This window comes from Rhizobium sp. CC1099, from assembly GCF_029714385.1.
Lineage (GTDB): Bacteria > Pseudomonadota > Alphaproteobacteria > Rhizobiales > Rhizobiaceae > Rhizobium.
Genome location: NZ_CP121642.1, coordinates 2121018 through 2147032, shown reverse-complemented (window position 1 = coordinate 2147032; position 26015 = coordinate 2121018). Strand labels below are relative to the sequence as shown.

Annotated in this window: 23 protein-coding genes and 2 pseudogenes; 11 read left to right on the top strand and 14 right to left on the bottom strand. The window is 59.0% G+C overall.

From position 1 onward, the window contains the following. Positions 1–301 precede the first annotated feature (301 nt). Positions 302–532, bottom strand: a complete 231-nt coding sequence (locus QA644_RS31605) for a hypothetical protein (RefSeq protein ID WP_239602873.1) — start codon at positions 530–532, stop codon at positions 302–304. Positions 533–1064: 532 nt separating this feature from the next. On the opposite strand from QA644_RS31605, the gene QA644_RS31600 reads away from it, so the two are divergent. After that, on the top strand, positions 1065–1286 hold the full coding sequence (locus QA644_RS31600; RefSeq protein WP_239602878.1) for a hypothetical protein: 222 nt from the start codon (positions 1065–1067) through the stop codon (positions 1284–1286). Between the two features lie 870 nt (positions 1287–2156). Here the strand turns inward: QA644_RS31600 and QA644_RS31595 are convergent. Beyond that, positions 2157–3128, bottom strand: a complete 972-nt coding sequence (locus QA644_RS31595) for an acyltransferase (RefSeq protein WP_283073010.1) — start codon at positions 3126–3128, stop codon at positions 2157–2159. Positions 3129–3749: 621 nt separating this feature from the next. On the opposite strand from QA644_RS31595, the gene QA644_RS31590 reads away from it, so the two are divergent. Continuing rightward, the gene (locus tag QA644_RS31590) at positions 3750–4280 is read left to right on the top strand and encodes an AAA family ATPase (RefSeq protein ID WP_283074067.1); all 531 of its coding nucleotides are present in this window, start codon (positions 3750–3752) and stop codon (positions 4278–4280) included. 171 nt (positions 4281–4451) lie between these two features. Here QA644_RS31590 and QA644_RS31585 read toward each other — a convergent pair. Then, positions 4452–5406 (bottom strand): IS630 family transposase gene (locus QA644_RS31585; protein ID WP_283073009.1). Its coding sequence is split into 2 segments (ribosomal slippage): positions 4452–5069 and positions 5071–5406, totalling 954 coding nucleotides; the frame shifts between segments, so codons are not numbered across the junction. Between the two features lie 79 nt (positions 5407–5485). Beyond that, the gene (locus QA644_RS31580; RefSeq protein ID WP_283073008.1) at positions 5486–8083 is read right to left on the bottom strand and encodes an AMP-binding protein; all 2598 of its coding nucleotides are present in this window, start codon (positions 8081–8083) and stop codon (positions 5486–5488) included. 109 nt (positions 8084–8192) lie between these two features. Here QA644_RS31580 and QA644_RS31575 point away from each other — a divergent pair, with 109 nt between their 5' ends. Continuing rightward, on the top strand, positions 8193–8417 hold the full coding sequence (locus QA644_RS31575; RefSeq protein WP_283073007.1) for a hypothetical protein: 225 nt from the start codon (positions 8193–8195) through the stop codon (positions 8415–8417). Positions 8418–8570: 153 nt separating this feature from the next. Here QA644_RS31575 and QA644_RS31570 read toward each other — a convergent pair whose 3' ends face one another. From QA644_RS31570 to QA644_RS31555, 4 genes are all read right to left on the bottom strand, one after another. Beyond that, complete coding sequence (locus tag QA644_RS31570) at positions 8571–8945, bottom strand: VOC family protein (RefSeq protein ID WP_283073006.1); 375 nt, start codon at positions 8943–8945, stop codon at positions 8571–8573. Positions 8946–9300: 355 nt separating this feature from the next. Further along, a complete protein-coding gene (locus QA644_RS31565) occupies positions 9301–10161 on the bottom strand; it encodes an NAD(P)H-binding protein (protein WP_283073005.1) in 861 nt (286 codons plus the stop codon). Between the two features lie 46 nt (positions 10162–10207). Beyond that, positions 10208–10540 (bottom strand): YciI family protein, encoded by a 333-nt coding sequence (locus tag QA644_RS31560; RefSeq protein WP_283073004.1) that lies wholly within the window; start codon positions 10538–10540, stop codon positions 10208–10210. Between the two features lie 219 nt (positions 10541–10759). Next, complete coding sequence (locus QA644_RS31555; protein ID WP_283074066.1) at positions 10760–11650, bottom strand: alpha/beta hydrolase; 891 nt, start codon at positions 11648–11650, stop codon at positions 10760–10762. 119 nt (positions 11651–11769) lie between these two features. On the opposite strand from QA644_RS31555, the gene QA644_RS31550 reads away from it, so the two are divergent. Next, positions 11770–12360 (top strand): CGNR zinc finger domain-containing protein, encoded by a 591-nt coding sequence (locus QA644_RS31550; protein WP_283073003.1) that lies wholly within the window; start codon positions 11770–11772, stop codon positions 12358–12360. A gap of 88 nt (positions 12361–12448) precedes the next feature. Here the strand turns inward: QA644_RS31550 and QA644_RS31545 are convergent, their stop codons facing one another. The 3 genes from QA644_RS31545 to QA644_RS31535 all read right to left on the bottom strand — a co-directional run bounded on the left by QA644_RS31545 (position 12449) and on the right by QA644_RS31535 (position 14806). Next, complete coding sequence (locus QA644_RS31545) at positions 12449–13219, bottom strand: class I SAM-dependent methyltransferase (RefSeq protein WP_283074065.1); 771 nt, start codon at positions 13217–13219, stop codon at positions 12449–12451. A 26-nt stretch (positions 13220–13245) separates the two neighbouring features. Next, entirely contained in the window at positions 13246–14109 is an 864-nt protein-coding gene (locus QA644_RS31540) for an alpha/beta hydrolase (protein ID WP_283073002.1), read from the bottom strand. Positions 14110–14200: 91 nt separating this feature from the next. After that, positions 14201–14806 carry a glutathione S-transferase N-terminal domain-containing protein gene (locus tag QA644_RS31535; protein ID WP_283073001.1) on the bottom strand — a complete coding sequence of 202 codons (606 nt, stop codon included), beginning with the start codon at positions 14804–14806 and terminating at the stop codon, positions 14201–14203. A gap of 752 nt (positions 14807–15558) precedes the next feature. Here QA644_RS31535 and QA644_RS31530 point away from each other — a divergent pair. The 3 genes from QA644_RS31530 (at position 15559) to QA644_RS31520 (ending at position 21624) form a co-directional block, all read left to right on the top strand. Next, positions 15559–18438, top strand: a complete 2880-nt coding sequence (locus tag QA644_RS31530; protein ID WP_283073000.1) for an AAA family ATPase — start codon at positions 15559–15561, stop codon at positions 18436–18438. 967 nt (positions 18439–19405) lie between these two features. Beyond that, positions 19406–20358 (top strand): IS630 family transposase gene (locus QA644_RS31525; protein ID WP_283072999.1). Its coding sequence is split into 2 segments (ribosomal slippage): positions 19406–19751 and positions 19751–20358, totalling 954 coding nucleotides; the frame shifts between segments, so codons are not numbered across the junction. A 78-nt stretch (positions 20359–20436) separates the two neighbouring features. Then, on the top strand, positions 20437–21624 hold the full coding sequence (locus tag QA644_RS31520; protein WP_283072998.1) for an IS701 family transposase: 1188 nt from the start codon (positions 20437–20439) through the stop codon (positions 21622–21624). Between the two features lie 351 nt (positions 21625–21975). On the opposite strand, the gene QA644_RS31515 is transcribed toward QA644_RS31520, so the two are convergent. Next, a complete protein-coding gene (locus QA644_RS31515; protein ID WP_283072997.1) occupies positions 21976–22650 on the bottom strand; it encodes an HAD family hydrolase in 675 nt (224 codons plus the stop codon). Positions 22651–22927: 277 nt separating this feature from the next. On the opposite strand from QA644_RS31515, the gene QA644_RS31510 reads away from it, so the two are divergent. From QA644_RS31510 to QA644_RS31500, 3 genes are all read left to right on the top strand, one after another. Further along, positions 22928–23332 (top strand): response regulator, encoded by a 405-nt coding sequence (locus tag QA644_RS31510; protein ID WP_283072996.1) that lies wholly within the window; start codon positions 22928–22930, stop codon positions 23330–23332. A 454-nt stretch (positions 23333–23786) separates the two neighbouring features. After that, positions 23787–23951, top strand: a complete 165-nt coding sequence (locus QA644_RS31505; protein WP_194730532.1) for a hypothetical protein — start codon at positions 23787–23789, stop codon at positions 23949–23951. Then, a complete protein-coding gene (locus QA644_RS31500) occupies positions 23948–24529 on the top strand; it encodes a BA14K family protein (protein ID WP_283072995.1) in 582 nt (193 codons plus the stop codon). Before QA644_RS31505 ends, QA644_RS31500 begins: the two co-directional genes overlap by 4 nt. A gap of 630 nt (positions 24530–25159) precedes the next feature. On the opposite strand, the pseudogene QA644_RS31495 reads toward QA644_RS31500, so the two are convergent. Then, positions 25160–25264: pseudogene (locus tag QA644_RS31495) on the bottom strand (DNA polymerase IV); the annotation flags it as partial. Positions 25265–25413: 149 nt separating this feature from the next. Further along, positions 25414–25647, bottom strand: coding sequence for a hypothetical protein (locus QA644_RS31490; protein WP_283072994.1), 234 nt, complete (start codon positions 25645–25647; stop codon positions 25414–25416). Between the two features lie 154 nt (positions 25648–25801). Here QA644_RS31490 and QA644_RS31485 point away from each other — a divergent pair. Continuing rightward, positions 25802–25948 (top strand): annotated as a pseudogene (locus QA644_RS31485) (IS110 family transposase); the annotation flags it as partial. Positions 25949–26015 lie beyond the last annotated feature (67 nt).

Here is a 26015-nt window from a genome sequence, read left to right as displayed (position 1 = left end):
GGCATCGCCTCGCTGGGAAGAGTGCGGACACGCCACAGAAGTAACGTCGGCGACTCCAGTAACGGCCGCCAAGGTTCGCCTCGAATAAGCGGAACTCTCAGGCCGCGCCCCTGGGCTTCGTGCTTGAGGCGTAACCCAAGGGATCGAGGGGAAGGTTCGGCCTACGCCGGATCGCGAGGCTTTCGCGGTCGCGTTCGCAATGGTTGGTCGGTGGCCTGAAGAGGCCAGGAACGCGGGAGCTTTGCATCCAACAATTAAATCGCGCAATGCGCAAATATCCACCGCGAAATCTACGAGGATGCTAGTCTACCGGCCGCTTGAACTGCTCGATCCGCATAGCGCGGCCGAGGGCCTCGGCGAGCGCTTGAGATGAATGCTCGCCTCCGATTGCGAGACTAACGGCGGTCGTCATCGCCACACGGCCACGGCCGCTCTCTATCGGAACACGATGAAATTTGCACCACTGGTGAACCACCGTCGTGACCGTGTCGATCTGGCTTTCATCGAGGGGAAGTAAATCCTGAAGAGACATCTCGTGCTCCTCTGTGATGGCAAGAGCACGTATAATCTCCCAACCGGTCTCAGCCGTTAATCGGGGCCGGCATGGGCAGTGTACGCCGGACACCGTCAAGGGCAATGGGAAACCGCGATTGACTACACAATAAGTACCCACAAGTCGGGCCGGAAATGAACTGCATGCGAAAGCCGGATGCACCCCGAATACCAGCCGAAATACAAATGGCGGGAGACATGGCCGGGCGAGGACCACCAGGACGTTGTCTCCTTGGATGGCGATTTGCAATTCGGGCGCATTTATCTCGACCTTACCAGCGGACCGCGCGCCCGCCAGTGGCGATGGGCGATCAATACCATCCCTTGGCAGAGGCAGAACATCCTGCCTTGCAACGGCTGGGCATCTGGGCGTCCAATGCGCGAGAGGCATCGAGGAAGGTCGAACAGCTATGCAGATCAAAGCGCTGCATGGACGGTAAGCGATTCACTTTTCATCCTGCGTTCAGGATCGATCTTCGAAAATAAACGATCTTCTTAGGGAGTGTTGAACCATGACCAGAGATGATTTCGCTGCGAACGATGCACCATTGCAGAACGAAGATATTGTGATCTGCAAAAGAGTCTTCGATCATATCTGCGCGACCGGGCACATAACGGGTGACGACGCCTGCGACGAGCTCGCAATCCAGATCATCTATTTCTATCAGCACGGCGTCACGAACGAAGACAGCTTGGAACAGCTACTCGCCAGCATTGCCGAGAAGCAGAGGTAGGCGTGACTATTCGAACATGCCCGTAGTATTACGCCAGACGCGACGGGGATGGCAGCTGGTCGATTGTCGATACGCAAACGCACAGGGTCGCTGTCATAGCTGAAACTCTGCCGCTCAAACGCCTTGATGAAGTCACCGCCATGGAGATTATCGATGCCCTTAAGAGGCATTCGGCTTCCGAAGGGCCCGGCACCTCCGCCGAAGGCGCACGGGGACGGTCTAAACCGTTTTAGCTAGTTTGCTCCCTTTTGCTGGTCCGTCATTCTACTGGTGCGTGGCGGGGGAGGCAGAGTTCCCTGTCGCGCGGTGCGAAAAGGGTCGCGTTGAACCGATGCGCGCGGGCCCGCATCGTACTCGTCGGGGCAGTTGCACCCTCAACGATTTCGAGATTCAGCTTAGGATGTGAAGGCCGGGGCTATTTCCCACGTTACCCCGGCCAAGGAGGATTCCCCCTGCGCCGCGGTTATCAGCCGTTCGCCGGCGCACGGAGATGATAGGATGCACCGGCCCCTGATGATATCGTAGAGTGTCGTAGATTTTCGCAAGAGAGGATTTTTCTTCTCTGGTCGATCGCAGGGAACCTTCCCTTCCACCGGGCGTTTATTGAGGTCACGCGTTTCGGGCTTCCACAGCTACTGAAACTGCGTGATCCCAAGTGCCATCGGGTTATCCCCCTGGTACTCATGGCTTGGGCTCGCCTTTGACCTCTCTTAGACGAGTCCTTGCCGCGTGAAGGCGTTATACCCCGCTTCCGTCGGGTTTTCATTTCATTCAGTAGCGAGCACCAATAATCAGCTCTCGCGCCTCCTGCGCTTATTGTCGCCGCGAGGGCCGACAGGCGACGGTGGCCTTGGCTGCATTGAACGTTAATCACTCCACGAGCAGGGACAAAAGCTTTATCTTTGACATCAAGTTGCTAGCAATGAGCGAAGCGATGCTGACGATGACAATGGTGATCAACACGCGTGGGATGGAAGACGGCACAAACACGGTCTGAACCATCCACAGGAACAAAAGGTGGATACAGTACGATCCGAGCGTCTTCTCGCCAAGCTTCGCGACGGTGCCCGGCACGTGGCTTTGACAACCAAGAGCAAGGAAAAAAATCCCGACGGCGTAAGGGACGGTCGATATGAAATAATCGATGTCACGTGTGGGCGGCACCTGGAAAAAGCGCCACAATAAAAAGCTCTCGAGGCACTGAAGCAGAAATCCGGCCGATGCGATGGCGACAGACTGCTTTATCGTCAGCGATAGGCCGGACTTGCCGATCCAATAGCCGATCGCGATGAAGATGCAGCCAAAAAACGGTCCGTCGCGGAAGTTCCAGTGTAAAGGCCCCTCCACATTCAGTTCCACGAAAGGCACTCCCAGGCAGTAGAGCAATATCCCGGCGACGAGTGCTCCTCTTATGCCTGAGACCTTCAGACACAGGGCGAAGGTAACGGCGCTCACACCCAAAGACGGCAGGAACCAAAGATGGTAAGCGGGAACTCCTTCAACGAGAAGCTGTCGGTCGCCCAAAATCCCGCTATCGCCAAAAATTAGTTCATGCGCCAAAAGGTATATGAGCAGCCATCCGGCAAACACAGGGAAAAGCCGAGTAAGATAAAGCTTGGCCGTGGAAACCAGGGACAAGCGTTTCCGGCTGAGAAAATATCCGGCGACAAGAAAGAAATAGGGCACTGCGAAACGTGGAACGAGCAAGAAAAACTCTGTTGCCCGCGGCCCGAGGTAAAAGCCGCGCGCGTGAACTGCGACAACAGCAACGAAGGAGACGACCCGAAACAGGTCGATGCCCATATGGCGTTTTGGACTCAAAGCATCCGTTGGCAGGCTCATCAGCAGAAGCTCCTTGGAAGCCGATATCGCATCGCCCGCAATCGGCCCGGTCAAAACATCAAAGTTGCGATCAATTGCAGCGCATTTGCTTGGTCTCGGTCGGCGCCCCGATGCCGCGGGAAACCTTCAGTTCGCAGGCGCAATAACTACCGGAATGCCGCAGACGTGTCGAGCGCGGCTACAACGCTGAGGCGATCTTTGCAGCGCAGGCGGCTTTCGTGCCGGTTGATGAAAATTAAGGCGCCGGAGGACTAGGAACATCCGACCGCCTCGGATGTTCGGCGGAATGGATCGTGCGGCCAATTTCTCCTGTAACCGTGCTTTAGCCCCTGCACGTGGCCGTGCGGTCCGCCTCAATTCTTCGCGCATCGGTATGTTGGTGTACAGAAACCATGATCCCTATCAGGCATTCATCTTTTGAATGTCTTCCGACGTTCCTCTTCGTCGCCAACAACTTCCTGCAGCATTATCGTCCGGTGACACGGTCACCGTGCAAGCCCGTTGGAATGGAAGTGCCGGAAATCTGTGCATAATATTGATTTGTACACCGTATCCGTCCTGCGCCATAAGGCGACAGGGGTGGCTATTGCCAAGAAGTGCGGTTCATCGAACGAGAGCAAAATGGGCGTCAGGAACTATTTGATCGAAGGCGTTTCCGGGACTGGCAAGACCTCAGTCGCCACTGAACTGCAGCAGCGCGGTTACCACGCCATCCACGGTGACCGTGAGTTGGCTTATCAAGGCGATCCCCAGACGGGTAAACCGCTGGATCGCTCTGCGCATAGGCAGAACAGTCTGGATGTGGCCTTTTGGCACGAGCACCACCTTTGGGATGTCGACAAAGTCAAATCCCTGGTGGCCGATCGAAGCCACCCGATTTCCTTCTTCTGCGGCGGCTCAAGGAATTTCCATCACTTTATTGATTTGTTTGACGGGGTTTTCGTTCTCGACGTCGATTTGGACACGTTGAAGAGGCGGCTTGCCAGCAGACCTGAAGACGAGTTTGGCGGAAAACCAGCCGAACGAGAAGTGGTTGTGCGACTGCATGCAACGAAAGAAGACAATCCCAAGAACGCGACGACCATTGACGCCACTGCGCCGCTCACCTCCGTCGTCGACGATATTCTATCGAAATGCCGAGAGGCCGACTAAGGGCCGGCGCGCCGTAGTCTAGTTCGATCGCGTGGCCGGCGGATGTCAGCTTTGGTATAAGCGGTCGGCCCACAATGACCTTTACGCGATTGTCACGGACAAATCGCTTGCGGCAGCGCTGCGACAAGATGAGCTTGGCTAAAGCCAGTCGGAAGCTAAAGCGTGTCGCACTTATTCCGCCTCATAACCTGCTGCTCTGAAGAAATTCAGGCATTCCTCGACGGAGAAGATGCCGACAATCTCACCCAGGGCTTTTGTTATTGCATCGAAGCTTCGTGCGGCGCGTTTTCGCAGCAAGGTCTTGAGCTTGGAGAATGCCATCTCGATGGGGTTGAGGTCGGGTGAATAGGCCGGCAGGAACAGCAGCCATGCCCCTCGCTCCTTGACCAGTTGCGCAGCGCGCTCGCTCTTGTGAAAGCCGACATTGTCGAGAACGACGACATCGCCCTTCGACAATGTCGGGGCGAGTTGGGTTTCGATCCAGGCTTCGAAGATCCGCCGGTTCATCGGTGCATCGACGATAAACGGCGCGGTCAAGCCGTGGCATCGCAGTCCGGCGATGAAGGTCTGTGTTCTCCATTTGCCGAATGGCGCATGGGTCCGATAGCGCTGGCCTTTGGGGCACCATCCGGTGCGCTTGGTCAGTTTGGTGCTGGTCGAAGTCTCGTCGATAAAGATGAGCCGGGCCAATGCTTTGTTGAAGAAGCGCCGGCGTCGCTTGATCCACAGGTCACGGGCGCGCGCGATATCCGGTCGCAGTTGTTCGCTGGCCATGAGCCTTTTTTTTATTGCTCAGCCCAAGCCGTTGGAGAAACCGGCCAATCGTGGCACGATGGACCATCACACCGCGTCCGGCCAGTTCGACACACAATTCGTCCAGCGTCACATCGCCATTGCCGGCAACACGCGCGGCAATCCACTCGCTATGCGCCGTCAATTTACCGCCGCCTGGTGCATGACCCTGCCTGGCTGGCGCGACAGAGCCCTGGGACCGGTGCAGAATCATCATATTGTTGACGAACCGCGGCGAAACCCGGAAATGCCGGGCTGCTTCACGATGGCTATTGCCTTCCTCTACAAACGCAACCACTCGCACACGCAACTCTATTGGATGCGGCTTGCCCATGGTCGCCCTCCTTCCATGGCCAAGTGAATCACAATTCAGCCTTCAATGGAATCCTGAATCACGTAAGCTGCGACACGCTTTAGGCGGAACGCAACTCCGTCCGGCGCTCGATCGAGTATCTGCTGAGCAGGTTGCGAAGCCCCGCCACCGCGTAGTTGGCAGCGATACCGGCCACGACGCCGCCTGCGATCGCCATGAGATGAAAGGCCGCAACAGGTAGAATGCCTGCCGCAGGCGCCATCAGCAATTCCGGGACAAAACGGTGCAACAGGTAGATCGGAAAGGCTGATGTGGCAATCAATGTCACGAGCCGTCCGGTATCCGCCGGTAATCGAATGCGCGGCATATAAACAAGAGCAAGAAGCGCTGCAAAGATCGTCAAATACTTGACCGTCGTTCCGATCCAGACGGTCTCCCAGAAGGCGAGATAGCCTAGGACTAGGGCAACTAACGCTTTCAAAACCAGCTTCTTTACCGGGCTGTCGGCGAAGCCCGCGCACCAGCCGAAAACACAGAGGTGGAAGACCCAATAGATTGCGAAGATCTGACGTCCACCGATTTCAATGAACAGCGGCAGCGAAAAGCGCGCCACAATGGCAAAACCCAATAGCCCGATTGAGAAAGTGAAAGGTCGCGTCTGCGCGAACCTGCGCACAGCCGGTATGGCGAAGAGAAGCGCGAAGGCAATAAGCGCCTGCACATAGGCTTCGATGAACCAGTAAAGATAGGGGATCATCTCGTGGCGCTCCGGTTCGGCGTAGCCGAAATTGCCGGTCAGCGTGATCGAAGCCCAGGGAATTGTCTGCCAGATAACTGCATAAGCGGCGACGATCAGGAAATATGGGATCAGGACATTGATTGCGGGTCTCAGCGCCAGGCTAAGCCGACCGGCAAGCAAATGGGTCGATTGAAAGCGCGCCAGGCTAAAGCCGACCAGCAGCATCATTACGCCGGAGCCGCCGGGAACAGGCCAGAGCGTCTCATGCTGAATGACCACCAGCAGGATCGCAATTGCTCTCAGCACCAAGTGGGTCGGCAACCCCCTTGCTCCGTCGCGCTTCGACGAAAACACCGCCGGATGGTGCGTGCCGAGCTCGGCGATTGTCATGCGTTCCCAGCCGTCAGGAACATCGACGCCGAGCTGTTCGAGTTCCATGACCAACTGCAGGAAACGGAGTGAATCTCCGCCGAGTGAAACGAAGCTGTCCTTGCGACTGACGGCGAGCGGATAGAATACACGGGCATAAGCATCAAGCACATTGCCAGACACCACGCGGGGTTCCGCCCGCCTTTTCCGCGTCTCGTCCTGGAGGCAGGCATAGTCAATCTTGCCCGAAGCCAGCCTTGGAAAACTGTCGCGAGCTGTCGCGGAAATCAGATTGGCCGGCAGGCGGCTGGCCTGCGCGAGGATGCGTTGTGCTCTTTCCACAGAGTCCGCACCGATCACGTAGGCCTGCAGCCCCGCATCGTCGCCGATTACCGCGGCCGCAATGCCCTCGCGCAGCAGCGCCTGTTCCATGATGTCGAAGCCGATCCTGAGGCCAGCAATCTTGGCAAAACGGCTCTTTCGCCCGACAATACGGAAGAAGCCATGTTCGTCTTGCACGGCGATGTCGCCAGTATTCAGCGCTTCGATCTCGGCGCCGCGCGAAAGGTCGCTGCGCTGCATCCCGTAGCCCATCATCACGTTCGGCCCCCGATAGACGAGTTCTCCGGCCGTGCCTGATTGGGTAATTGGCGCTCCTTCGTCATCGACGAGCGTGAGGCTACCCCCGGGTATGGCAGTCCCGATGCGCTCCTCCTTGTCGGATAAGCTTTCCGGTGGAACGAAAGCGATGCGTGCCGTCGCCTCGGTTTGGCCATACATGACGAAGAAGCGACCGCCTTTCGTACGCATATGGTCACGGTAAAGGCGGATCAGATCGGCGTTGAGCTTGCCGCCTGCTACGGTCATGACACGCAGTGCCTTGCTCTGTGAGGTGCGGAAATTCGACCTTTCCAGGAGTTCATAGGAATAGGGTATGCCGGAGAGATTTGTGCAGCCGCTCTCGTCGATGATGCGGGCGAAGTCGCCGTCCATTACAGAAATGCCGGGAAAGAAAACGCTGCCGCCCGCAATTAGATGGGAATTCAGAACCGACAGTCCGTAAGAATAGTGGAGGGGCAGGACCAACGCGGCACGGTCGGTGGATGAGAGTTCGAGGTAGGCCGCGATCGAGCGTGAGTTGGCGTCGAGATTGGCATAGGAAAGACGCACTGCTTTGGCAGCGCCCGAACTGCCTGATGTCATGAGCAGCAGGGCGAGATCAGGGTGGATCGCCTGACTGCCTTTTCCAGGCCGGACCTCCTCGGTCAGACGCCAGTGGCCATTGGCTGGACGAAAGATGAAATCCGGTTGGAAGGCGTTAAGAAAATCATCCCACAGCCTCTCATCACAGGGTGGCAGCATGGCGACCGCGTGTCCCGCCCGCAGTGCTGCGAGATAGGCGACGATCGCATGCTCCGAGGCTTCGGCAGCAATCGCCACGAGCCGCTTTTGTCCCTGTCCCAGCCGGCTTGCGAAACGGAGCGTTTGCTCGTCGAGTTCCGCGTAGGAAAGGGTCCGTCCGCTGCCGAAAAGAAGCGCCGCGTGATCTTTTCTGCGAGCGATTTCGGAAACAATGGCGGTCAGGAGCATGATTGCGCTTCGGATTGTGAGACTAGAGGCGCAAGCGCCTACATTCCTTGAGTATTGGAGTCAACTAATCCGGTAACCGCTTGCTGGCGATTGCAGCATCGAGGCATGAATGGCTGCCGAAATAGTGCGGAAAACGGATATGAGCCGCGAAATGCGGAAGCTTCACGGTTGCTTTGGCCACGGTACGCAAGCTCCAACGTCTATTGCCTCTGCCCGCGAGCCGCATGACGGTGTGCGTCTCGTGCTCGATGCCGGAATGCTCGGTATCTGTGACCGTATCCAGCCGGAGGGGATGTTGAGCACTTCGCCGTCGGTCGACTGCGCGTCGATCTGACGAAACGCAGCATCGTCACCTGCCGTGAGGCGATGCAGGCGCGGGATGGGCGAGAGATAGGTGAATGGTCACGCTACCGCGACGCCGTCGACGAGGTGTAGGGGGCGGTCGCAAGTCAGCAAAGCCCGGTCATGAGCGCTCTCGATGGAAGGGCTAGGCCTCGGGTTTGTGGCAAACCACTTCAATGTTGTGCCCGTCCGGACCGATAACGAAAGCTGCATAGTAGTTAGCGTGGTAGTGCGGGCGCAGACCAGGCGCACCATTGTCTTTGCCACCCGCCTCCAGAGCCGCGCGATAGAAAGCTTCGACTTGCTGGCGATTATCGGCAGTGAATGCCAAGTGAAGATGCGCCGGCGTTTCCTCGGTTTTGAATATGCACAATGAAGCCTTGCCCTTTGAGCTGAGCTCGACACCGTAGGTCGGCGGTCCTTCCGAGACAACCGCAACGCCGAGCGGTTCAAGTGCCTTGAGGAAGAACGCTTTGCTCGCCGCATAGTCGGTGGCTCCGAATTTAACGTGGTCGAACATGAGTCCTCCTGAAGTGTGTGAGCCTGCCTGACAGACGAGCAATCGGAGCATGCGCCATGCTCCGCGCGTTGCAATGTCTGCTTGCGCGGCAAGCGGTCCTTCGCGGCCGCTTTGCTTCTCGGACTTGAATGCCATGCGTCAGCCATTAATGGCAAGGAACAGAGGTGCGGGATCAGGGCAGCGCCTCTTTGGTTATTAACGGCATAACGCCGGTGTCGACTAAGTCCTCCCTCTAAAATTTTGGTCATGTCTGGGTGGGTATGACGGGTTGCGATGTTGAGTGATCCGGCAACACATGACGTCCTTGAGAGGATCGCATCAAACCCCTTCCCGTCATCTGAGACATTAGTTGCCCTCAAGAGACCGGCGATCTTACCAGTTCAGAAATGTAGGTCTGGAGACCGATTGATCCTCGCGAAGGAGATTGGGGCAGTTCGAGACGATCCACCGTCGCGGCCGTCATCCTGGCATAGGCTCGCGCGGCGGTCTCTGAAAAGCCCATCCCCCGGAAACTCGTCTCCCAGTCCGCTCGCTCGATCGTTTTTGCGGTGACGGCATGACCGAGAGCGTTGGCGAAGGCGATCGCTATGTCGTCGAACGAATACCGCTCCGGTCCTTCGACATATCGAATGCCGGTGTCATCGAGGCCGGTTGTCAGACGCCTGACGGCGGCGGCAGCTAGATCGCAAGGCGCGACCATCGGAATCTTGAGGTCGGGCGGAAACATCGTCGTGATCGTGCCTTCCCGGGCGCCGTCGAGAAGCATGTCGAGATTGGTGAAATAATACGCGCCTCGATTGATTGCCATCGGACTTTTGGAGGAGCCGACACTTGTTTCGAAGTTCCAGAGCACGGAAAGATCGCCGATCGCGTCGCCGGGCTGTGCACCGTAGGTGGACTCGACAAGGACCTTCTCCAGACCCGATCCCTCGACGGCTTCGGCGATACTTGCCGCGGTGCGATTTTCCTCGGCATCGGTGTCCATATCGATGGGCGCCGGGGGATTGAGAAGAAATGCGCGACGACCGCGGCGAAACATAGCGCGAAGTCCTGGCGTATCGCCTACGTCAATCACGGCGATCTGCGCGCCTTTTGACGTCAGAGAGGCCGCCTTTGCGGTGTCCCGCATGACGGCGGTAACCTCATGCCCTTCGTTCAAAAGGGTTTCGGCAACGACCGATCCGATGTGACCTGTTGCGCCCAGAACAACGAACATTCTTCCTGCCTCCCAATAGCGATGTGCAGTCAGCTTGACCCGCGGCTTACTTCGGTTGCTCCAACGGCCATACTTCCACGACCCCTTGCGCGACAGCGCAGGGCGTCCACGAAACCATGTCGATTGCGTCTTGAAGGCTGTCCGCTTCGATGACGGCAAAGCCGGCGAGTGGCAGGGGCGATTGCAGAAACGGCCCTTGGGTCGTTTCGATTTTCGCGCCATCGTGGTTTCGGACCTGAACCGGGGAGCCGGCGATCCCCATCAGGACCCCTCTGGCTTGAAGTTCCTTGTCATGCGCGTGAGCCTTGTCGCGGACAGCCGGTTCAGTGCGGTCATATCCCGCTTGATCGCCATATCCGATGGTGATGAATTTGGGCATGCGGATATCCTCCTGGATCGTGGATGCCAGCTAAAGACGGCACGCTCGCTGATGTTCCGCAGATCGATCACGCACCGCTCCCCTCAAAGCTGCACCGGTCTCACACTGGCGGGGGTCATCAAGCGCTGGTTCGGCCATCTGGAGCGGCAGGTAGGCCAATCCAGAAAAACCGATGATGCGCGCCACGGTCATGCTCGCGATGACGTCACTTGGAGGAATCTAAGCTCGCGCCGCGTCCACGTCGAGCATGAAGCGGCTCACAAGAGCCGCGCATTCTCTGTGATGGGTTTCCAACAGCTGGTGTCCGCTTTCGAAGACGTGGATTTCCAGCGCATCAAGGATGCGGTTGTATGCCATGATCTCGTTGATATCAAAGAAGGGGTCGTGCCTGCCCCAAAGCAGAAGGCACGGCGGCTGGTGCTCGCGGTGGTAGGCCCGGATGGCCGGGAAACGCGCGATGTGCGACCCGTAGTCGGAGAAGATCTTAAATTGGATGTCGATGTTTCCGGGCCGTGACAGGCGCTCCCAGTCGAGATGCCAGCCCTCTGGAGGATAGAGACGCATCAGGCGCTCCGGCTGTTCTCCGATATACTGGTAGCGGGTTGTCTCGAAATTCATCCAGTCGGGCAGCTTGGCCCTATTTTCCTCGGTGGGATCGGCAAAGAACGCCTTCGGAGCGTCCCAACCTGGCCCCAGCCCCTCGTCATGGGCATTGCCGTTCTGGACGATCAGGCCACGGATGCGGTCCGGCCGGCGCGTCGCGAGATGATAGCCCACGGGCGTGCCGAAATCGTGGACAAACAGGAAGAACCTCTGGAGGTTTAGGGCAGCGAGGAACGCGTCGATCGTGTCGGCAATGTTCTCGAACGTGTAGTCGTAAGCATCGGCGGATGGCGCGGAGGAGTAGCCGAAACCGGGCAGGTCCGGGGCGACGACATAGGCGGTTTCTGCCAATGGCTCGATGAGGTTGCGATACATGTAGGACGAAGTCGGGTAGCCATGCAGCATCAGGATCGCCGGCATGTCCGGGTCTCCAGCATGTCGGTAGAAGATGTCCAAGCCTTGGACATTGACGGTTTCATGGCGGGTCTTGTGGCGATGGTTTCGAATCTCTCATTTCTCCTTCTCACGCTTTGACAGGAGCATAGTCTGGCCTCGAAACCGGATAACGCTATAATAGCGGTTACGAACCTTGTAACCGGATAACACGCAAAAAGAGGTTATGTTCCGTGGCGAGCACGCAGACGAAATGGGTAGAAGAGCACTTTATCGGCGGGCATCCCGCCCTCGACCTAGCGAACGCCGTGTTCAACCGGAGGGTGCCCGAGCCCGACAACGAGCTGCTCAAATCCGCCCGGGATGTCGGAAACTGGTTCAAGGCGTCCGGGCTTGCCGGCGCTCGCAAGGCCGAAGCGGTCGCCGGGATAGGAGGCGAGCCTTTCGTGGAAGGGATCCATGCGATAAGGGAGGCATCGGCTCGGATCTTCGGATCGATTGCCGCGAAAGAGCCGCCCGCGACGGAAGCGTTGGGCTTCCTGTTCGAATGCGCAGCAAGCGGACTTGCCGGCGGCGCAGTCGGACTGAACGGCACAAGACCCGACCTCGCCCTTGCCCGGTGGCGGGACCCCGAAGCCGTCACCGCCCTTCTGGCCATGCTCTCGATCGAAGGCTACTTCACCTTGCCGCGCGAAAGGCTGCATTCCTGCCCCCGTTGCGGCTGGTTGTTCCTGGACACGTCGCGCGGCGGCAAGCGCCGCTGGTGCAGCATGCGGACCTGCGGAAACCGCGAGAAGGTCTCGCGCCACAGGGAGCATGAATAGAACGGCTTCGTCCGCGACGAGGCGTGGCGGCCAAAACGCACATGCAGCGACGAGGACGCCCATTCGTCAGTCAACCTTCGGCTCCGATTCACACCCTGCGGGCGGTTACGATCCACGCGCGCGAGTCAAAGAGTACGCCCTCCGTGGTCATATGCGCCTCCAGTAAATCGCGCAGTCGCTGCAATGCCTTGTCGGGCGCTTCATCGGTTCGCGCGAGCGCGTCCTTCACAAGATAGAGCTCGATGAGCGCGTCGAACGCCCTATCGACGTCTGGCCCATAGAAGACCGGTTCGCGCACGTCGGTAAAATCGATCGAAACAAAGCCGGCCGTGCTCAGAAGTTCTGTGGTGATGGTGGGATCGCCAAGTGAAAACGGCATGGAAGCATCTGCGGAAACCACGGTTGCCGGGGCCAGGGTTCGCCTGATGGCACCAGACCACTCGTTGCGCTCCTGGCTCTGCCACACCATCCATACAAGGCGCGCGCCCGGACGCATCGCGCGGGCGACATTGGCAAACGCCGCCGCCGGATCAGCAAAGAACATGACGCCAAACCGGCTGATGCAGAGGTCGAAGCTGGCAGCGGGAAATGCGTGGTGCTGGGCATCACCCTGCTCAAACGTAACATTTCGCAACCCCGCTTCGTTGGAACGTCGTCGCGCAACCTCGATCATCTCCAGGGACGTATCCACGCCGAGCGCGTCGCCTTGCACCGCGACACGGGCGGCCTCACGAGTCGATTGTCCTGCCCCGCAACCGATATCGAGCACGCGGTCACGTACGCCAACGCTCGCGGCGGCGCGCAAATGCCCATTGTGCCGCTTTAATTCTGCGTCATAGAAGTCAGCACGATCCAACATCTCCACCTCACTTGGTTTTGTCTCGGTCACTTGACGGACGTTCGCCTTCTGACATGTTCGTCGATGGCAGAAATGATCTCGTCCCAATCATGGGGATGAATTTCGTGGCCGCCACCTTCGACCGTCACGAACTTCGCATCCGCTACAGCTCCCGCGAGTGCCTCGCCGTGCGCCAGCGGGAAAACCGGATCGGCCGTGCCATGAACGACGAGAAGCGGCACTTTCATCTCGTTCAGCCGGCCCTGCCATGTGTCGCCCACCTCAAAGAGGACGCTGTGGTTGGTGGCGCTGAGATAGCCTCCGGACCGGTCGAAATCCCGTTCGAGGAAGGCTCGGGTCCCGGCTTCGTCGAACGGATGTGCCGTCCCCGCGGTCAGGCGCGCGTCCTCGACCAGGTACGCGACCGCGTCTGCCCGGTCCGACCAGTCCGCCTCCACGGTCATGTGTTCCATCCAGGCCTCGCCGCTCGGAGGGAAGTGCGATTGGTCCACCCCGACGGGCGAGCTGCTGATCGCCGTCAGGGAAAGCACGCGCTCCGGATTCTTCAGTGCGGCGACCTGGCCGACCATACCCCCGAGGGAAAAGCCGACGAGATTGACGGTCGAAATCCCGTAGCCGTCGAGTACGCGGAAGACGTCATCGACGGCGTCGTCGAAGGTGTAGCCCGGCCGACCGGGGGGATATTTCGTCGAAAGACCGGAGTCGCGCTGGTCATAGCGGACGACGAAGCGACCTTGCTCGGCCAAGCGCACACAGAAGCTCTCATGCCACCACAACATCGACGCCATCCCGCCCATAATCAGAACTACGGGCGGGTGCGCCGGGTCGCCGAACGCTTCCGTGGCGATTTCCAGTCCGCTGCAGCGGATCACGCGCTGACCTTTTTGCATCCTGTCCTCCCATTGGTTTGAACTCTGTGGTGATGACGCGGGTTTCTCTCGCCAAGCGAGGTCCGACCGATTCATTTCCGCTCCTCCTGAATCACGATCGAGGGAAAGTAGCTTCGGTGAGACCTTCATGTCGTTCTGCCTCCTGTACGGAGGGACGCGTCTCGATGCGGCCCACATAATCGCGAAAGCACTTGGCAAGCGGGAAGTCGAGTTCTTGTGCGCCACGCGCCAGCATAAAGAGGTAGGGATCCGCCACGCTGAAGCTCTCGCCAAAGAGATAGTTCTCGCGCTCCACCCTGCCGGCCAGAAGGCCGAAGCGCTGAAGAATCTCTTCGCGGAGGACCGCCTTCGGATCCTCGGACACTGAGAAATAGATGGGAAAGCGCTTGTGAATCTCGCTGGCGAGGAAGCTCAGCATCTCGATCAGCCTGTACCGGCCGAGTTCGCCGCGCGGCGCCAGGTTCGGAGCACGATCCGCCACCCAGGCAAGGATCGCGGCATTCTCCGTCAAGAGTTCTCCATCATCAAACATCAAGGCCGGGATGTACCCTTTGGGATTGATGTCTGTGTAGCTGCCGCCGCCTTCGATCTGCTTGGTCAAGATATCCACTTTGACGAGATCAAACCGAAGCCCGGCCTCTAGCATCGCGATGTGGTCGGCGATGCTGCTAAATCCGGGTGCATAGAAGAGTTTCATCGAACCGATCCTTCCTTCGTTTCATATGGCCATGGTCCAAAAAGCCTGCCGGTTAGGAGCCTACTCGATCACTCCCGTTGGGTTGCGTTGAGGAAGCCACCGGCCAGTGCCTCATGCGGAACGACTTGCCGACATAGACCTCGGCCGCGACAATCCCGCCGTCGCGCAGAGACAGGACTTCCGTTGCGGAAGGCGCCGGCCTATGCCTCCGCTCCAATGTCCATTTTTATTGGCTGACGGCGAAAGCCGTAAGCTCAGCAAGCGTCTCGCCACGGCAGAGCAAATCAGGTTGCGGTGGTCGGGATGTACGCTTTCAGGTGCGTTGCTGACGCATGTCATAGACGACTTCCTAATTTGCTCGCATTGGACGCTTCAGAAACTCTCGCGAACATCACTCGACGTCCGCATGTTCCCCATATTGTGGCTAAGGTAGGGGGTGCCGCATCGGGCATTTTGAGTACGACTGGCTTGAAACACACTTTTGGGAGGATAGGAGGATGATTCGGTCGGACCGACTTATTCTTCGGTGTTGAGCGGTAGCGAGTTGGCGGAGCGTTCTGCATCAGATCGCCCTTCTGGCTTTGAAAGCTGGCCCGCCCGCGCGTCGGCATCTTCTGGTAGGAGTTTCGGCGGGCCTTAACATCGCCGGCGCTTGCAGATCGGCACATCGCTACTCTGCTGATGTCCGTGGCACACCGGATGACTATGTCTCCATCTCTGCTAATCTCGAACTCCACGTATCGGAGAATTTTGTGTCGACATCCCTCAGAAGGTCGCGGTTCGCAGGCCGTGCAGCAGAACTCGATTCGATGGAATCCGTTTTTCGAGATGTCTCTGGCGGGCGGCAACGTTGCTTTCTTCTCGGGGCAGAAGCAGGCGGCGGAAAAAGCCGGCTGGTAGAAGAGTTCGCCGACCGGCTCGCAGGCCGTGCCCTGATCCTGAAGGGCGGGTGCATTGAGCAGCGGGAATCGGCATTGCCCTATGCGCCGGTAACGGCTGTGCTGCATGAACTGGTTCATCTGCGCGGCGGGCCGGCGGCCAGGTCGCTTGTCGGCGCCGAGGGTGCGCGAGAACTGGCGTGGCTTCTTCCCGAATTTGGCGAGACCGCTGAAAGGTTTGATGCGGGCATCGCAAGAGCGCGGCTGTTCGAGGCGCTGCGAAGGTTGTTCGAGGATTTGGCACGGGAGATGCCACTCGTCGTGGTCATCGAAGACATTCACTGGGCCGACCAGGCCACCTGCGATTTGCTTCGCTTCCTCACGACGCGGCTGAAGAAAATTCGGCTCATGCTGATCGTCACCTATCGACCCGAGGAGACGAGCGGCATCAACGCACTGCGGACGACCATCGCGGACCTCTCCCTTCACGAGTGTGCTGAAGTGTTGAAGCTTCCCCGCCTTACCCGCGCGGAGGTTTCCTCGCAGCTTGAGGGGCTCCTCGGTCGCCCGCCGACACCTGCCATGATCAGCGAGGTCCACGCGCGGGGCTGCGGAATCCCGCTGTTCACAGAGGCACTCATCGATGCGAGTGGAAGCTTGCGGACAGATTTTCCTGGTTCGCTCAACGACTACCTGCTGAGAGCCGTCAGGGACATGCCGGCGTCGACGGCCGAACTGTTAAAGGTGGTGGCGCTCGGCGGCCCGCACATGACCCATGCGCTCCTTCGCAACGTGGCCAACAAACCTGACCTTGAGTTGGCCGCACTGCTGCGTCCTGCGATTTTGGCGGGGATCCTGGTGCCTGATGGGGATGGATATGGGTTCCGCCATGCACTGATCCACGAAGCGGTGCGGGGTGACTTGATCGCCGGCGAAAAGGTGGCCATCCATCGCGCCTATGCCGACGTGCTCGAGCGTGGTCCGGTTCCAAGCTATCGTATTTGGCATTCCGTTGCGCTCGCACGGCACTGGTACGGCGCCGGCCAAGCCGAAAATTGCCTGAGATGGGCCTGGCATGCTGCGGCGGAAGCCGCTGCCGCTTTCGCCTATTCAGACCAGATGGAGATGCTGAAGCTCGTGCTGGCAGCGTGGCCCGAGGTCGATCAGGCGACTGAATTGATCGGCGCGGATCACTGCAAGGTGTTGGAACTCGCTGCCGATGCCGCCTGCTGGGCAGCGGAAGCGGAACAGGGCCTGGCCTTTGTAGAACGCGCACTCGCCGAAGTGGATGCCGACCGCGACGGCGAGCAGCTGGCGGCGCTTCTTCTGCAGCGCGCTGTGATGCGTCAACACGCGCTCATCCCAGGCGAGATCGCCGATCTTGAGCGAGCGCTTGATCATGCGCTCGATCCCACAAGGCTGCGCGCGGACGGGCTGGGACAGCTATCCCGCGCGCTGATATTGCGGGGAGAGTTCGATCGCGCCAGGCGCTTAGGCGACGAACTGAAGGATCTGTCGGAGAGGCTCGATGACGAGGAGTACCGCATTGAGGCACTGATCGTCGAAGCGTCGTCGGACTTGGCGTCGGACAGTTCTCGCATCGATGCCCATTGGAGCGTGGCTGCGCGCGCAGGGCAGGTCTCCATCGGCCGGGTCGAGGTGCTGGCGGGCGCGGCACTGCTTCAAGCTCTGCTTGACACAGGAAAATACGCTCAGGTTATCGAGGTCGGACCGGCGATCTTTGCGCGGACCGTCGAGTTCGGCCAGGCCCGATATATCGGGGCGATGATGGCTTCGCCTTTGTGCCGCGCCTACCTCGCCATGGGCCGCGTTTCCGAAGCCATTGAGACGTGCGAACGGATGGCGGCCTTGGATCCGTTGCCGCTGGGACTTGTTCATGTCTTCGAGTGCCAAGCGGAAATCGCCTTGGTATTGGGCGATGCGGATCGAATTGCCGCTGCGGCAAGATCCTTACGCAGTCTGCCACCGGGGCCCCAGGTTGCGAGCCGCATGGCCGCCAATCTTCTAAGGTTTGATATCGAAAGCCGAGCGCTAGCGGGCGACATGGATCAGTCTGCGATCTTGATAAGATCCGCTCCGACACATTTGGAGAAGCAAGGAGGCGTCTCTTGGCCGCTCCTGGCCTCGGCCATGCGCGTGGCCATTGATACGAACCAGAATGATGTCGCCCTGCAGTTCGCGGACCTTGCCGCCCGGACACAGTGTCGTAACGCGGTGGAGCAAGCTGAGAAGCTGGGCATAGCAGCCGAGATGTCACGCGCGACGGTTTCCGACGTCGATGCCTGGGAAGCGGTCGCCCAAAGCTGGGCTGATTTGAGCCAACGCTTCCGGCAGGCATATGCCCTTATGCAGGCCGGTCGTGCTGCAGTGAATGCCGGCAAGCGCGCGAAGGGGGCGAGCCATTTCCGGCGAGGAGCGGATCTTGCCCATTTGATCGGCGCGCGCCTCCTGGGCAGCCAGATCGCGGCCCTCGCCGCGAAGGCCCGCGTTGAGCTACGAGATGGGGAGGACGGCGGTATGTGGAAGGCACCCCTCGGCCTGACGGATCGAGAACTCGAGGTGCTCCGGCTTGTCGCCGCGGGACAGAGCAATCGCGAGATCGCCAACAATCTATTCATTTCCTCGAAAACGGCGAGCGTTCATGTCTCCAACATCTTGAGCAAACTCTCCGTCCCCAGCCGCGGCGCCGCGGCTGCGATGGCGCACCGGCTCCGCATCGTTGGTCCGGGCTAGACCGTATGTTCGCGGGGTGAAGGTGGCCCGCCCGACGTTAGTATGGAGAATAACTAACAACCCTTGGCGGACCAGATTTGCGTGTCGCCAACGGAGCAGTTCACGATGACGCTTGATACATACACCGAGCACCGAGGCTGCGCGGGCGAATGGCCGGCCGGTGTACCAATCTGAACCGCACCCACGGGATGACGAAACAAACGCACCCGCTGAACGATTGTTTCGTCCTGGCAATGTCGCTTGCCAAACCAAACCCGCCCGAGTTACGGGCGGGTTTGGGAGGACGTCACAGATTTTGCCGCCCGAAACCGAGCGAGAGTGAGCGGCGTATTCGCGTATTTGCTCGGCGTACTTGCTTCATAAATGTGCAAAGCAGCTCGGAGTTCCGATATTTATGCCGTTAAATACCTCGCCCTGTGTTCCGAGAGGCCGCTTGGAGGAGCGTCGCCCCTTGGTTTGAGGTACCCGGAATTTCATTAGATCCTGGACGCATTCGCGCTATCATGGCTCGGTGTAGCCGCTTAGGGCCGGCTGGGAGATGACTGACACTCCCTGCCTTTGTCTGCGGAGTGGGAATTGGGCGTGCTTTGTGATTTCGCGATTGATGTTGACGACCTCGAGCACTCCAGGCGATCATCACCGATGCATTCAATGAGCTGAAAATTTCTCCAGATCATCAAGGCTTTGTGACGCGGGTCGTAGACCTCTATACTCACGGCCACTCCCGCAAGGAAATCCTCGAAAGTCTTCGGGTGGAATCCAGAAAATCCCTTGATCACGGGACCGGCGGTCCCGTCGATGACAGCCACTTAGGCTGCAATGAGATGTACGACGGGCGAGAACCAAACGGGTCTTGCCTGATGAACGAGAATACGATGGTCTGGCTAAAGCGTGTCGCAGCTTACGTGATTCAGGATTCCATTGAAGGCTGAATTGTGATTCACTTGGCCATGGAAGGAGGGCGACCATGGGCAAGCCGCATCCAATAGAGTTGCGTGTGCGAGTGGTTGCGTTTGTAGAGGAAGGCAATAGCCATCGTGAAGCAGCCCGGCATTTCCGGGTTTCGCCGCGGTTCGTCAACAATATGATGATTCTGCACCGGTCCCAGGGCTCTGTCGCGCCAGCCAGGCAGGGTCATGCACCAGGCGGCGGTAAATTGACGGCGCATAGCGAGTGGATTGCCGCGCGTGTTGCCGGCAATGGCGATGTGACGCTGGACGAATTGTGTGTCGAACTGGCCGGACGCGGTGTGATGGTCCATCGTGCCACGATTGGCCGGTTTCTCCAACGGCTTGGGCTGAGCAATAAAAAAGGCTCATGGCCAGCGAACAACTGCGACCGGATATCGCGCGCGCCCGTGACCTGTGGATCAAGCGACGCCGGCGCTTCTTCAACAAAGCATTGGCCCGGCTCATCTTTATCGACGAGACTTCGACCAGCACCAAACTGACCAAGCGCACCGGATGGTGCCCCAAAGGCCAGCGCTATCGGACCCATGCGCCATTCGGCAAATGGAGAACACAGACCTTCATCGCCGGACTGCGATGCCACGGCTTGACCGCGCCGTTTATCGTCGATGCACCGATGAACCGGCGGATCTTCGAAGCCTGGATCGAAACCCAACTCGCCCCGACATTGTCGAAGGGCGATGTCGTCGTTCTCGACAATGTCGGCTTTCACAAGAGCGAGCGCGCTGCGCAACTGGTCAAGGAGCGAGGGGCATGGCTGCTGTTCCTGCCGGCCTATTCACCCGACCTCAACCCCATCGAGATGGCATTCTCCAAGCTCAAGACCTTGCTGCGAAAACGCGCCGCACGAAGCTTCGATGCAATAACAAAAGCCCTGGGTGAGATTGTCGGCATCTTCTCCGTCGAGGAATGCCTGAATTTCTTCAGAGCAGCAGGTTATGAGGCGGAATAAGTGCGACACGCTTTAACTACAGTTGCGTTTGACATGAAATCATGATTCACTCTTGGCATTTAGCTGGAGGGAATTTTCATGTCCGTCGCAAGCTGGTCTGGATCGGTACTGGCATGGCAACGCGAGCTCGATGCATTGAAGGAGCGACTGGGGCCGGTTTTTCGTCGCCGTGAATTGCGCTTATCGAGTGGTGCCTTTCTTGATGGCGTGCTGTCGGGGGTGGAGCGCAAGACCGGTTGGCTGATGGCCGAGCAGGCTGGCCTGGAGCGTCCTTATCGGATGCAATCGCTATTGGGGCGCAGCCATTGGAATGCTGACGCTTTGCGCGATGTCGTTCGGGCTTATGCGGTGGAGGCTCTGGGGGATGCAGACGGCGTTCTGGTGGTGGACGAGACTGGGTTCCTGAAAAAGGGCGAGCATTCGGTGGGGGTGGCAAGGCAATATTCCGGGACTGCCGGCCGAATTGAGAACAGTCAGGTGGGTGTCTTCCTTGCCTATGCAAGCCGCTATGGCCAAACCCTGGTCGACCGGCAGCTGTATCTGCCGAAAGCCTGGGCTGACGATGAGGTGCGGCGTGCTTCTGCGCAGATCCCACAAGAGCAGCATTTTGCCACCAAGCCGGAGATCGCCTGTGATCTGATCGCGGCGGCACTCGATGCCGGCGTACCCTGTGCCTGGGTGCTGGCCGATGCACTTTATGGTTCGGATTCACGGCTACGCAGGATGCTGGAAGGCCGCGGCCAGCCTTATGTTTTGGCGGTGCGCTCCAATCATCGCCTGCGCTTCGTTCGCGACCAGGGGATAGAGCAAACCGATCCTGAAACCATGGCCGATGAGTTGAAACCAGAAGCTTGGCACAGCCATGCCGCCGGCGAAGGGGCTAAAGGCTTGAGGCTCTATGACTGGGCTCGCATTCCTCTCAGCGCTCGCCCTGATCCACAATGGGAGCGCTGGCTCTTGATCCGCCGCAACCGGCGCGAGCCAAATGACCGCGCTTATTATTTTGTCTTTGCGCCTGCCGGGACCGAGCTTTGCGAGTTGGCAGGTGCTGCTGGGCTGCGTTGGACGATCGAGGAATGCTTCCAGCGCGCCAAGGATGATCTCGGCCTTGACCATTGCGAGGCCCGTTCCTGGCATGCCTGGCACCGTCACATGACGCTCGTCATGGCGGCTGCAGCCTTCCTCGCCAAGTTGGGTTCCGATCTGCGCCGAAGCGCCGGTGGCAAACCGAACGAAACGAGTCCAAACCAGCCAATCGCCGCCTGACCAACAAACTCGCGCTTCTACCAAGCGTCGCAGAGATCCGCTATCTGATCACACGGCTCCTACTGCGACCCCCGATCAAGACAGCCTTCGTTCTCGCATGGTCACTCTGGAGACGAAAACATCAAGCCTCCGCAATGAGCGCGCACTACAAAAACAGGCATAAAACGCAACTGTAGTATTAGCTTCCTCGACGTCAAAGCGCCGGATGACAAACATTGATTGCGCCGGGGGAAATCAGGCGATGAGCGCTTCGTCCTGATATGTCCGGCGTCCGTGTATCCACTAACATCGCCAACATAATAGCTGTTGCGATCTGCCTAGGTGAGGTGCCAACGGCGGCGGAAGATCTACCTATCGCCGTCCTCCCACTTCGTCGACATGATAGAGCAGATCGGCAGGATCCTCGTATACCCGGATCGCTCCAGCATCCCGGAGTTCCTCGCGACCGTAGCCTCCACTCAACAACCCGACGCCGAGCGCCCTGCATCGGGTAGCCGCCAGCATGTCCCAGATACTGTCCCCGACAACAATGGATTTTTCGATCGCAACCCCTAAGGCCTCGGCCGCAGCGACAAATAGATCCGGATCCGGCTTGGCATATTTCACCTGATCGCGTGTGATCACGGGAAACGATCCCGGATCGACGCCAAGTGCCGCTAGATTGACTGCGGCCGTCTCCATACGGCCGCTTGTTGCAATCGCGTAGGGGATATTCTCACTCGAAAGCCATTGAAGCAGTTCGCTCGCCCCAGGCAGCGGTTTTATTTGCGCTCCCAGTCGGCGATACGCGGCCGCATGAAGCTGACGCAACCGTTCGTTCTTCTCGTCAGTAATCTCGATCCCGGTTTCTCGAAGCAACTGATTGGTGAATAGTCCCCCGCTCATCCCGATCTTTCTATGGATCCGCCAGATGGATAGTTCGATGCTCTCGGCCTCGAGTGCTTCTTTCCAGGCCAGGACGTGTTGGTAAACGCTGTCGACTAGAGTGCCGTCGAGATCGAAAAGGAAAGCGTGCTCTATCCGCATTTTCCATACCTCTTCCATTGTTCTTGTTCGATTTCGAGCCGTGAACTTAGATGGACAGACTCGATTGTTCGGCAAGCGCCGATAAATTGGCAAGAGTCGCGGGGCTTCTTGTCGCCACGGACACCCGCTAAAGGCGCTCTGACCGAATATCGCGGATGGATGCGAGCGCAGGGCAGCAAACGCCGCCCTGCGCTCGCATTTCGATACGACAGTTCAGTGGAACCGTTTCATCTATCGCGCGTTGCCGAGCGAGTCTTTGCTTTCCGAGGGATGCCAGATGCAGCCGATCACAATATTGCTCGTCGATGATGACGCTTCGGTGCTGCAGGTCTTCCAACACGTGCTCACCGACGCGGGATTCGAGGTGCATACGGTATCTGACGGAAGGAAGGCCATACAGTATCTGGGCGCGGCCGATCGGCCCGTGCAAGGGTTGATCTCCGATATCCGGTTGGGAGACGGGCCGGACGGCTGGGAGGTGGCCCGCGCTGCGCGCGAAATCGCGCCGGGGATGCCTGTCGTTTACACGAGTGGGGACAGTTCCGCCGAGTGGGCATCAAAAGGTGTTCCGAAGAGTGTCATGCTTCAGAAGCCATTCGCCCTCGCGCAGCTGGTCACCGCGATCTCGCAATTGCTCAACGAAAGCTCGATGGCGCCTGTCGACAAAGGGCTCGAGGAATGATCGTCGTGTCATAGAGTTCGGTTGCGTCAAACCCAACAGAAGGATCCAGTGCGCACCAGGTTCGAATTTGAATGCTCGCCCCGGAAGAGAGTCGCGCGACTCGACTCCATCTGGAGGGCTCGAAGAGCTCGAACTTCCACAGGTCGCGAGCTCCCATTATCAGCTTTCCGCATCTGCGGCAGACGCATCGCCAGGCGCCTGCGTCCAGCTTCCCGGCGGTTGGATCATGCCATCTCCTTCGATCTCCTGCCTGTGTCCGCGACCGCAGCGCCTTACGATCCGCAAATAGCGCCAGCAACGCACATTGAAGTGGGTTTCAGACCAAAGGCCGGGGTCTATCAGACTGAGGTCCTGGGGCGTGGAACGACCCCTTACCCAGGTCGTTCGTTGGCAGCGGTCACGAAAGGCCGCCCCCGGCGGTGCCCTCCGCCGCCAGGGCCGAGGAGAAGGAACAATGATCTATTCCGAAGAGAAATCCAGTGATCTGACCGTGCCGCTCGCCATCCTGCTGGCAAGTGCCGGCATTCCGGCGGCGCCTTTCGCCACCAGCGGCCGACATAGGAGTACCGCCGGGCGCGTCTGGTTCCACAGACTCAATAGCAGGGGGTCGGGAAGATGAAAGCCATCGCATCCATTGTTTTCGGAATCGTCAGCTCGGTCGGGGCGTGCGTAGCCGCCGCATCTGTCGCGTCACACGTCGTGGGGGGTGCCGAACCTCATGCTTTCAATGACCTTGCAGCCGGTGATCTATGGACGACGAGGCCGGTGAAAGTCGATCCTCGGCAGCAGCGCTATGAACGAATTCCGCCTCTCTATTCGAGCTATGTCACCGAAGCCTCGGCGACTATGACCTCAAGATCGAGGCCGGATTCCGCTCGCCCGTCAACCGAACGTCAGACAACGCAACCAAAACTTTCGACCGAACACCTTGCTTGGTGTGCGGAACGCTACCGCTCCTTCAATCCCGCGACCAATAGCTATCGATCCTATAGCGGTGAGACCCGCGAGTGCTTTTCGCCGTTCCATCGAATTGTCGCCGAAGCTAATGAACGCGTCGGCACGAAAATGAATACACAGGCGGCAGCCCGGTGCGCCGCTCGATACAAGTCGTATCGACCGGAAGACAATACGTATCAACCATGGGAAGGGCCGCGGCGCAGCTGCGACGCGTCGGACCTCGTCGCGACGAGCAACTGATCACCGGCGGTGATAGCGGGGTGTGGAGGGCGGTTGCGTGCACGATAATAAAGAGGTCCAGAGGCCTGCTCGTCATGGGGTCAGTCGATCCGGCGTCGAAGAGCTGCTGTAAAATGCAGCCTGAAAGCCAAATCTTTACGGTGGCTGGAACGTGCAGCCGTTCGACGAATGTGTTGCCGCAGGTGCCGTTCAACTGGGCGATGGTCGAGCCGCTCACCTCAACCGGCGACATGGTGAAGTCGCCGCCGCGTGCCTATCGTCGGTATAGAAATTGTTGCAGGCTGGCGCTGGGAGCCCGCGGATCAACCGCGGGCTCCACTCCATCGGGTGAGTGGCTACTTTGAGGTCTTGTGGCTCTGCTGACCCGCTTTGACGTGCTGTTCGTGAGAACCGCCCTGCTTTCCGGACGAAGAAGACTTCGAGGGCGAGGAGCTGGATGCGCTCTTTTCGCCCTTGCCTGAGCTACTTCCCTGCTTCTTTTCAGTTGATGCCATTAGGTGTTTCTCACCCGCGGTCAACGCATGGCCCGGCTCGATGAATTGGTACCGGAAGACGAAATCTGCGCTCACCGGCAGGGACTTTCCGGGTTAGGCGTCCTTCGCCCTCTCCTGTTCAGCCAATGCTGGCGGTCTAAAGCGCCAGCCGCAACTGCGGTTCCGTTCTAGAAGCCCGCCGTTCCGGCGAGGACAGCGATACGCCAAGCAAGCGTACCCTTTTTCGCGGCGGGAAGATCGGTTTCGTTGCCCATCATCGCTCACGTCGCCGATCGCAGCCAAGCGCCGGCCGGCCAGTTCGGTAGGCTCGGCATGCTATAGACGCTGGGGGGCGGACGAAATTCGGATGGAGCCAACGCCGGCCGCCGTCGCCTTGCTACGATTCGATGCTCACTCGGCGGCCTGCGATAGAGAAATGATATCGGCTTCCGGTAAGGCAACCCGCGCCAGAAATTCGAAGTCGTCCATCATGTGGTGGACATCCGATCCGGTTCTGGCAACGGTCCAATAGTCGCGGCCGGCGCCGAAAACTGTTGAAATTTGCACGACTTCCCAGGCGCCTCCGGTTTCCCTGCGTCTCGCCCAGTAGAAGCATTCGGGCTCCAAGGCCAACAACTCAAGCATCCGCGAACTCCCACATTGCCCAACTCGCATGCTACCATTGAACCGTGCACCGGGCCGAAGTCCTACTGAGTGCCGGTACCCCACCGGGCGGTGACCATACATGAGGATCCCTCGGCTGTCATCGGCGTTGATGCCTGGGCGATCGCCAACGCCAAGATCAAAGACGGACAAGATCGATGCTGCGGTGCTGGCGCATCTGCTTGGAGCCGGCCTGGTCCCGGAAGCCTGGGCACCGAGCGAAGGCCCGAGAGCTTCGCGCCGCGCTCTGTGCGGATGTTACGTGCGGCTGCGCAGCACCGTCGATCCGGCGACCACCGGCGTTCCTTGCGACGATTGCCCACAAGCTCCGGTTATCCGCATCCATATTT

Bases quoted from the DNA above. Each gene is read 5' to 3' on its own strand.
- QA644_RS31605 (WP_239602873.1), bottom strand. From the start codon at position 532: ATGTCTCTTCAGGATTTACTTCCCCTCGATGAAAGCCAGATCGACACG.
- QA644_RS31600 (WP_239602878.1), top strand. From the start codon at position 1,065: ATGACCAGAGATGATTTCGCTGCGAACGATGCACCATTGCAGAACGAA.
- QA644_RS31595 (WP_283073010.1), bottom strand. From the start codon at position 3,128: ATGAGCCTGCCAACGGATGCTTTGAGTCCAAAACGCCATATGGGCATC.
- QA644_RS31590 (WP_283074067.1), top strand. From the start codon at position 3,750: ATGGGCGTCAGGAACTATTTGATCGAAGGCGTTTCCGGGACTGGCAAG.
- QA644_RS31580 (WP_283073008.1), bottom strand. From the start codon at position 8,083: ATGCTCCTGACCGCCATTGTTTCCGAAATCGCTCGCAGAAAAGATCAC.
- QA644_RS31575 (WP_283073007.1), top strand. From the start codon at position 8,193: ATGGCTGCCGAAATAGTGCGGAAAACGGATATGAGCCGCGAAATGCGG.
- QA644_RS31570 (WP_283073006.1), bottom strand. From the start codon at position 8,945: ATGTTCGACCACGTTAAATTCGGAGCCACCGACTATGCGGCGAGCAAA.
- QA644_RS31565 (WP_283073005.1), bottom strand. From the start codon at position 10,161: ATGTTCGTTGTTCTGGGCGCAACAGGTCACATCGGATCGGTCGTTGCC.
- QA644_RS31560 (WP_283073004.1), bottom strand. From the start codon at position 10,540: ATGCCCAAATTCATCACCATCGGATATGGCGATCAAGCGGGATATGAC.
- QA644_RS31545 (WP_283074065.1), bottom strand. From the start codon at position 13,219: ATGTTGGATCGTGCTGACTTCTATGACGCAGAATTAAAGCGGCACAAT.
- QA644_RS31540 (WP_283073002.1), bottom strand. From the start codon at position 14,109: ATGCAAAAAGGTCAGCGCGTGATCCGCTGCAGCGGACTGGAAATCGCC.
- QA644_RS31535 (WP_283073001.1), bottom strand. From the start codon at position 14,806: ATGAAACTCTTCTATGCACCCGGATTTAGCAGCATCGCCGACCACATC.
- QA644_RS31520 (WP_283072998.1), top strand. From the start codon at position 20,437: ATGTCCGTCGCAAGCTGGTCTGGATCGGTACTGGCATGGCAACGCGAG.
- QA644_RS31515 (WP_283072997.1), bottom strand. From the start codon at position 22,650: ATGCGGATAGAGCACGCTTTCCTTTTCGATCTCGACGGCACTCTAGTC.
- QA644_RS31510 (WP_283072996.1), top strand. From the start codon at position 22,928: ATGCAGCCGATCACAATATTGCTCGTCGATGATGACGCTTCGGTGCTG.
- QA644_RS31505 (WP_194730532.1), top strand. From the start codon at position 23,787: ATGATCTATTCCGAAGAGAAATCCAGTGATCTGACCGTGCCGCTCGCC.
- QA644_RS31500 (WP_283072995.1), top strand. From the start codon at position 23,948: ATGAAAGCCATCGCATCCATTGTTTTCGGAATCGTCAGCTCGGTCGGG.
- QA644_RS31490 (WP_283072994.1), bottom strand. From the start codon at position 25,647: ATGCTTGAGTTGTTGGCCTTGGAGCCCGAATGCTTCTACTGGGCGAGA.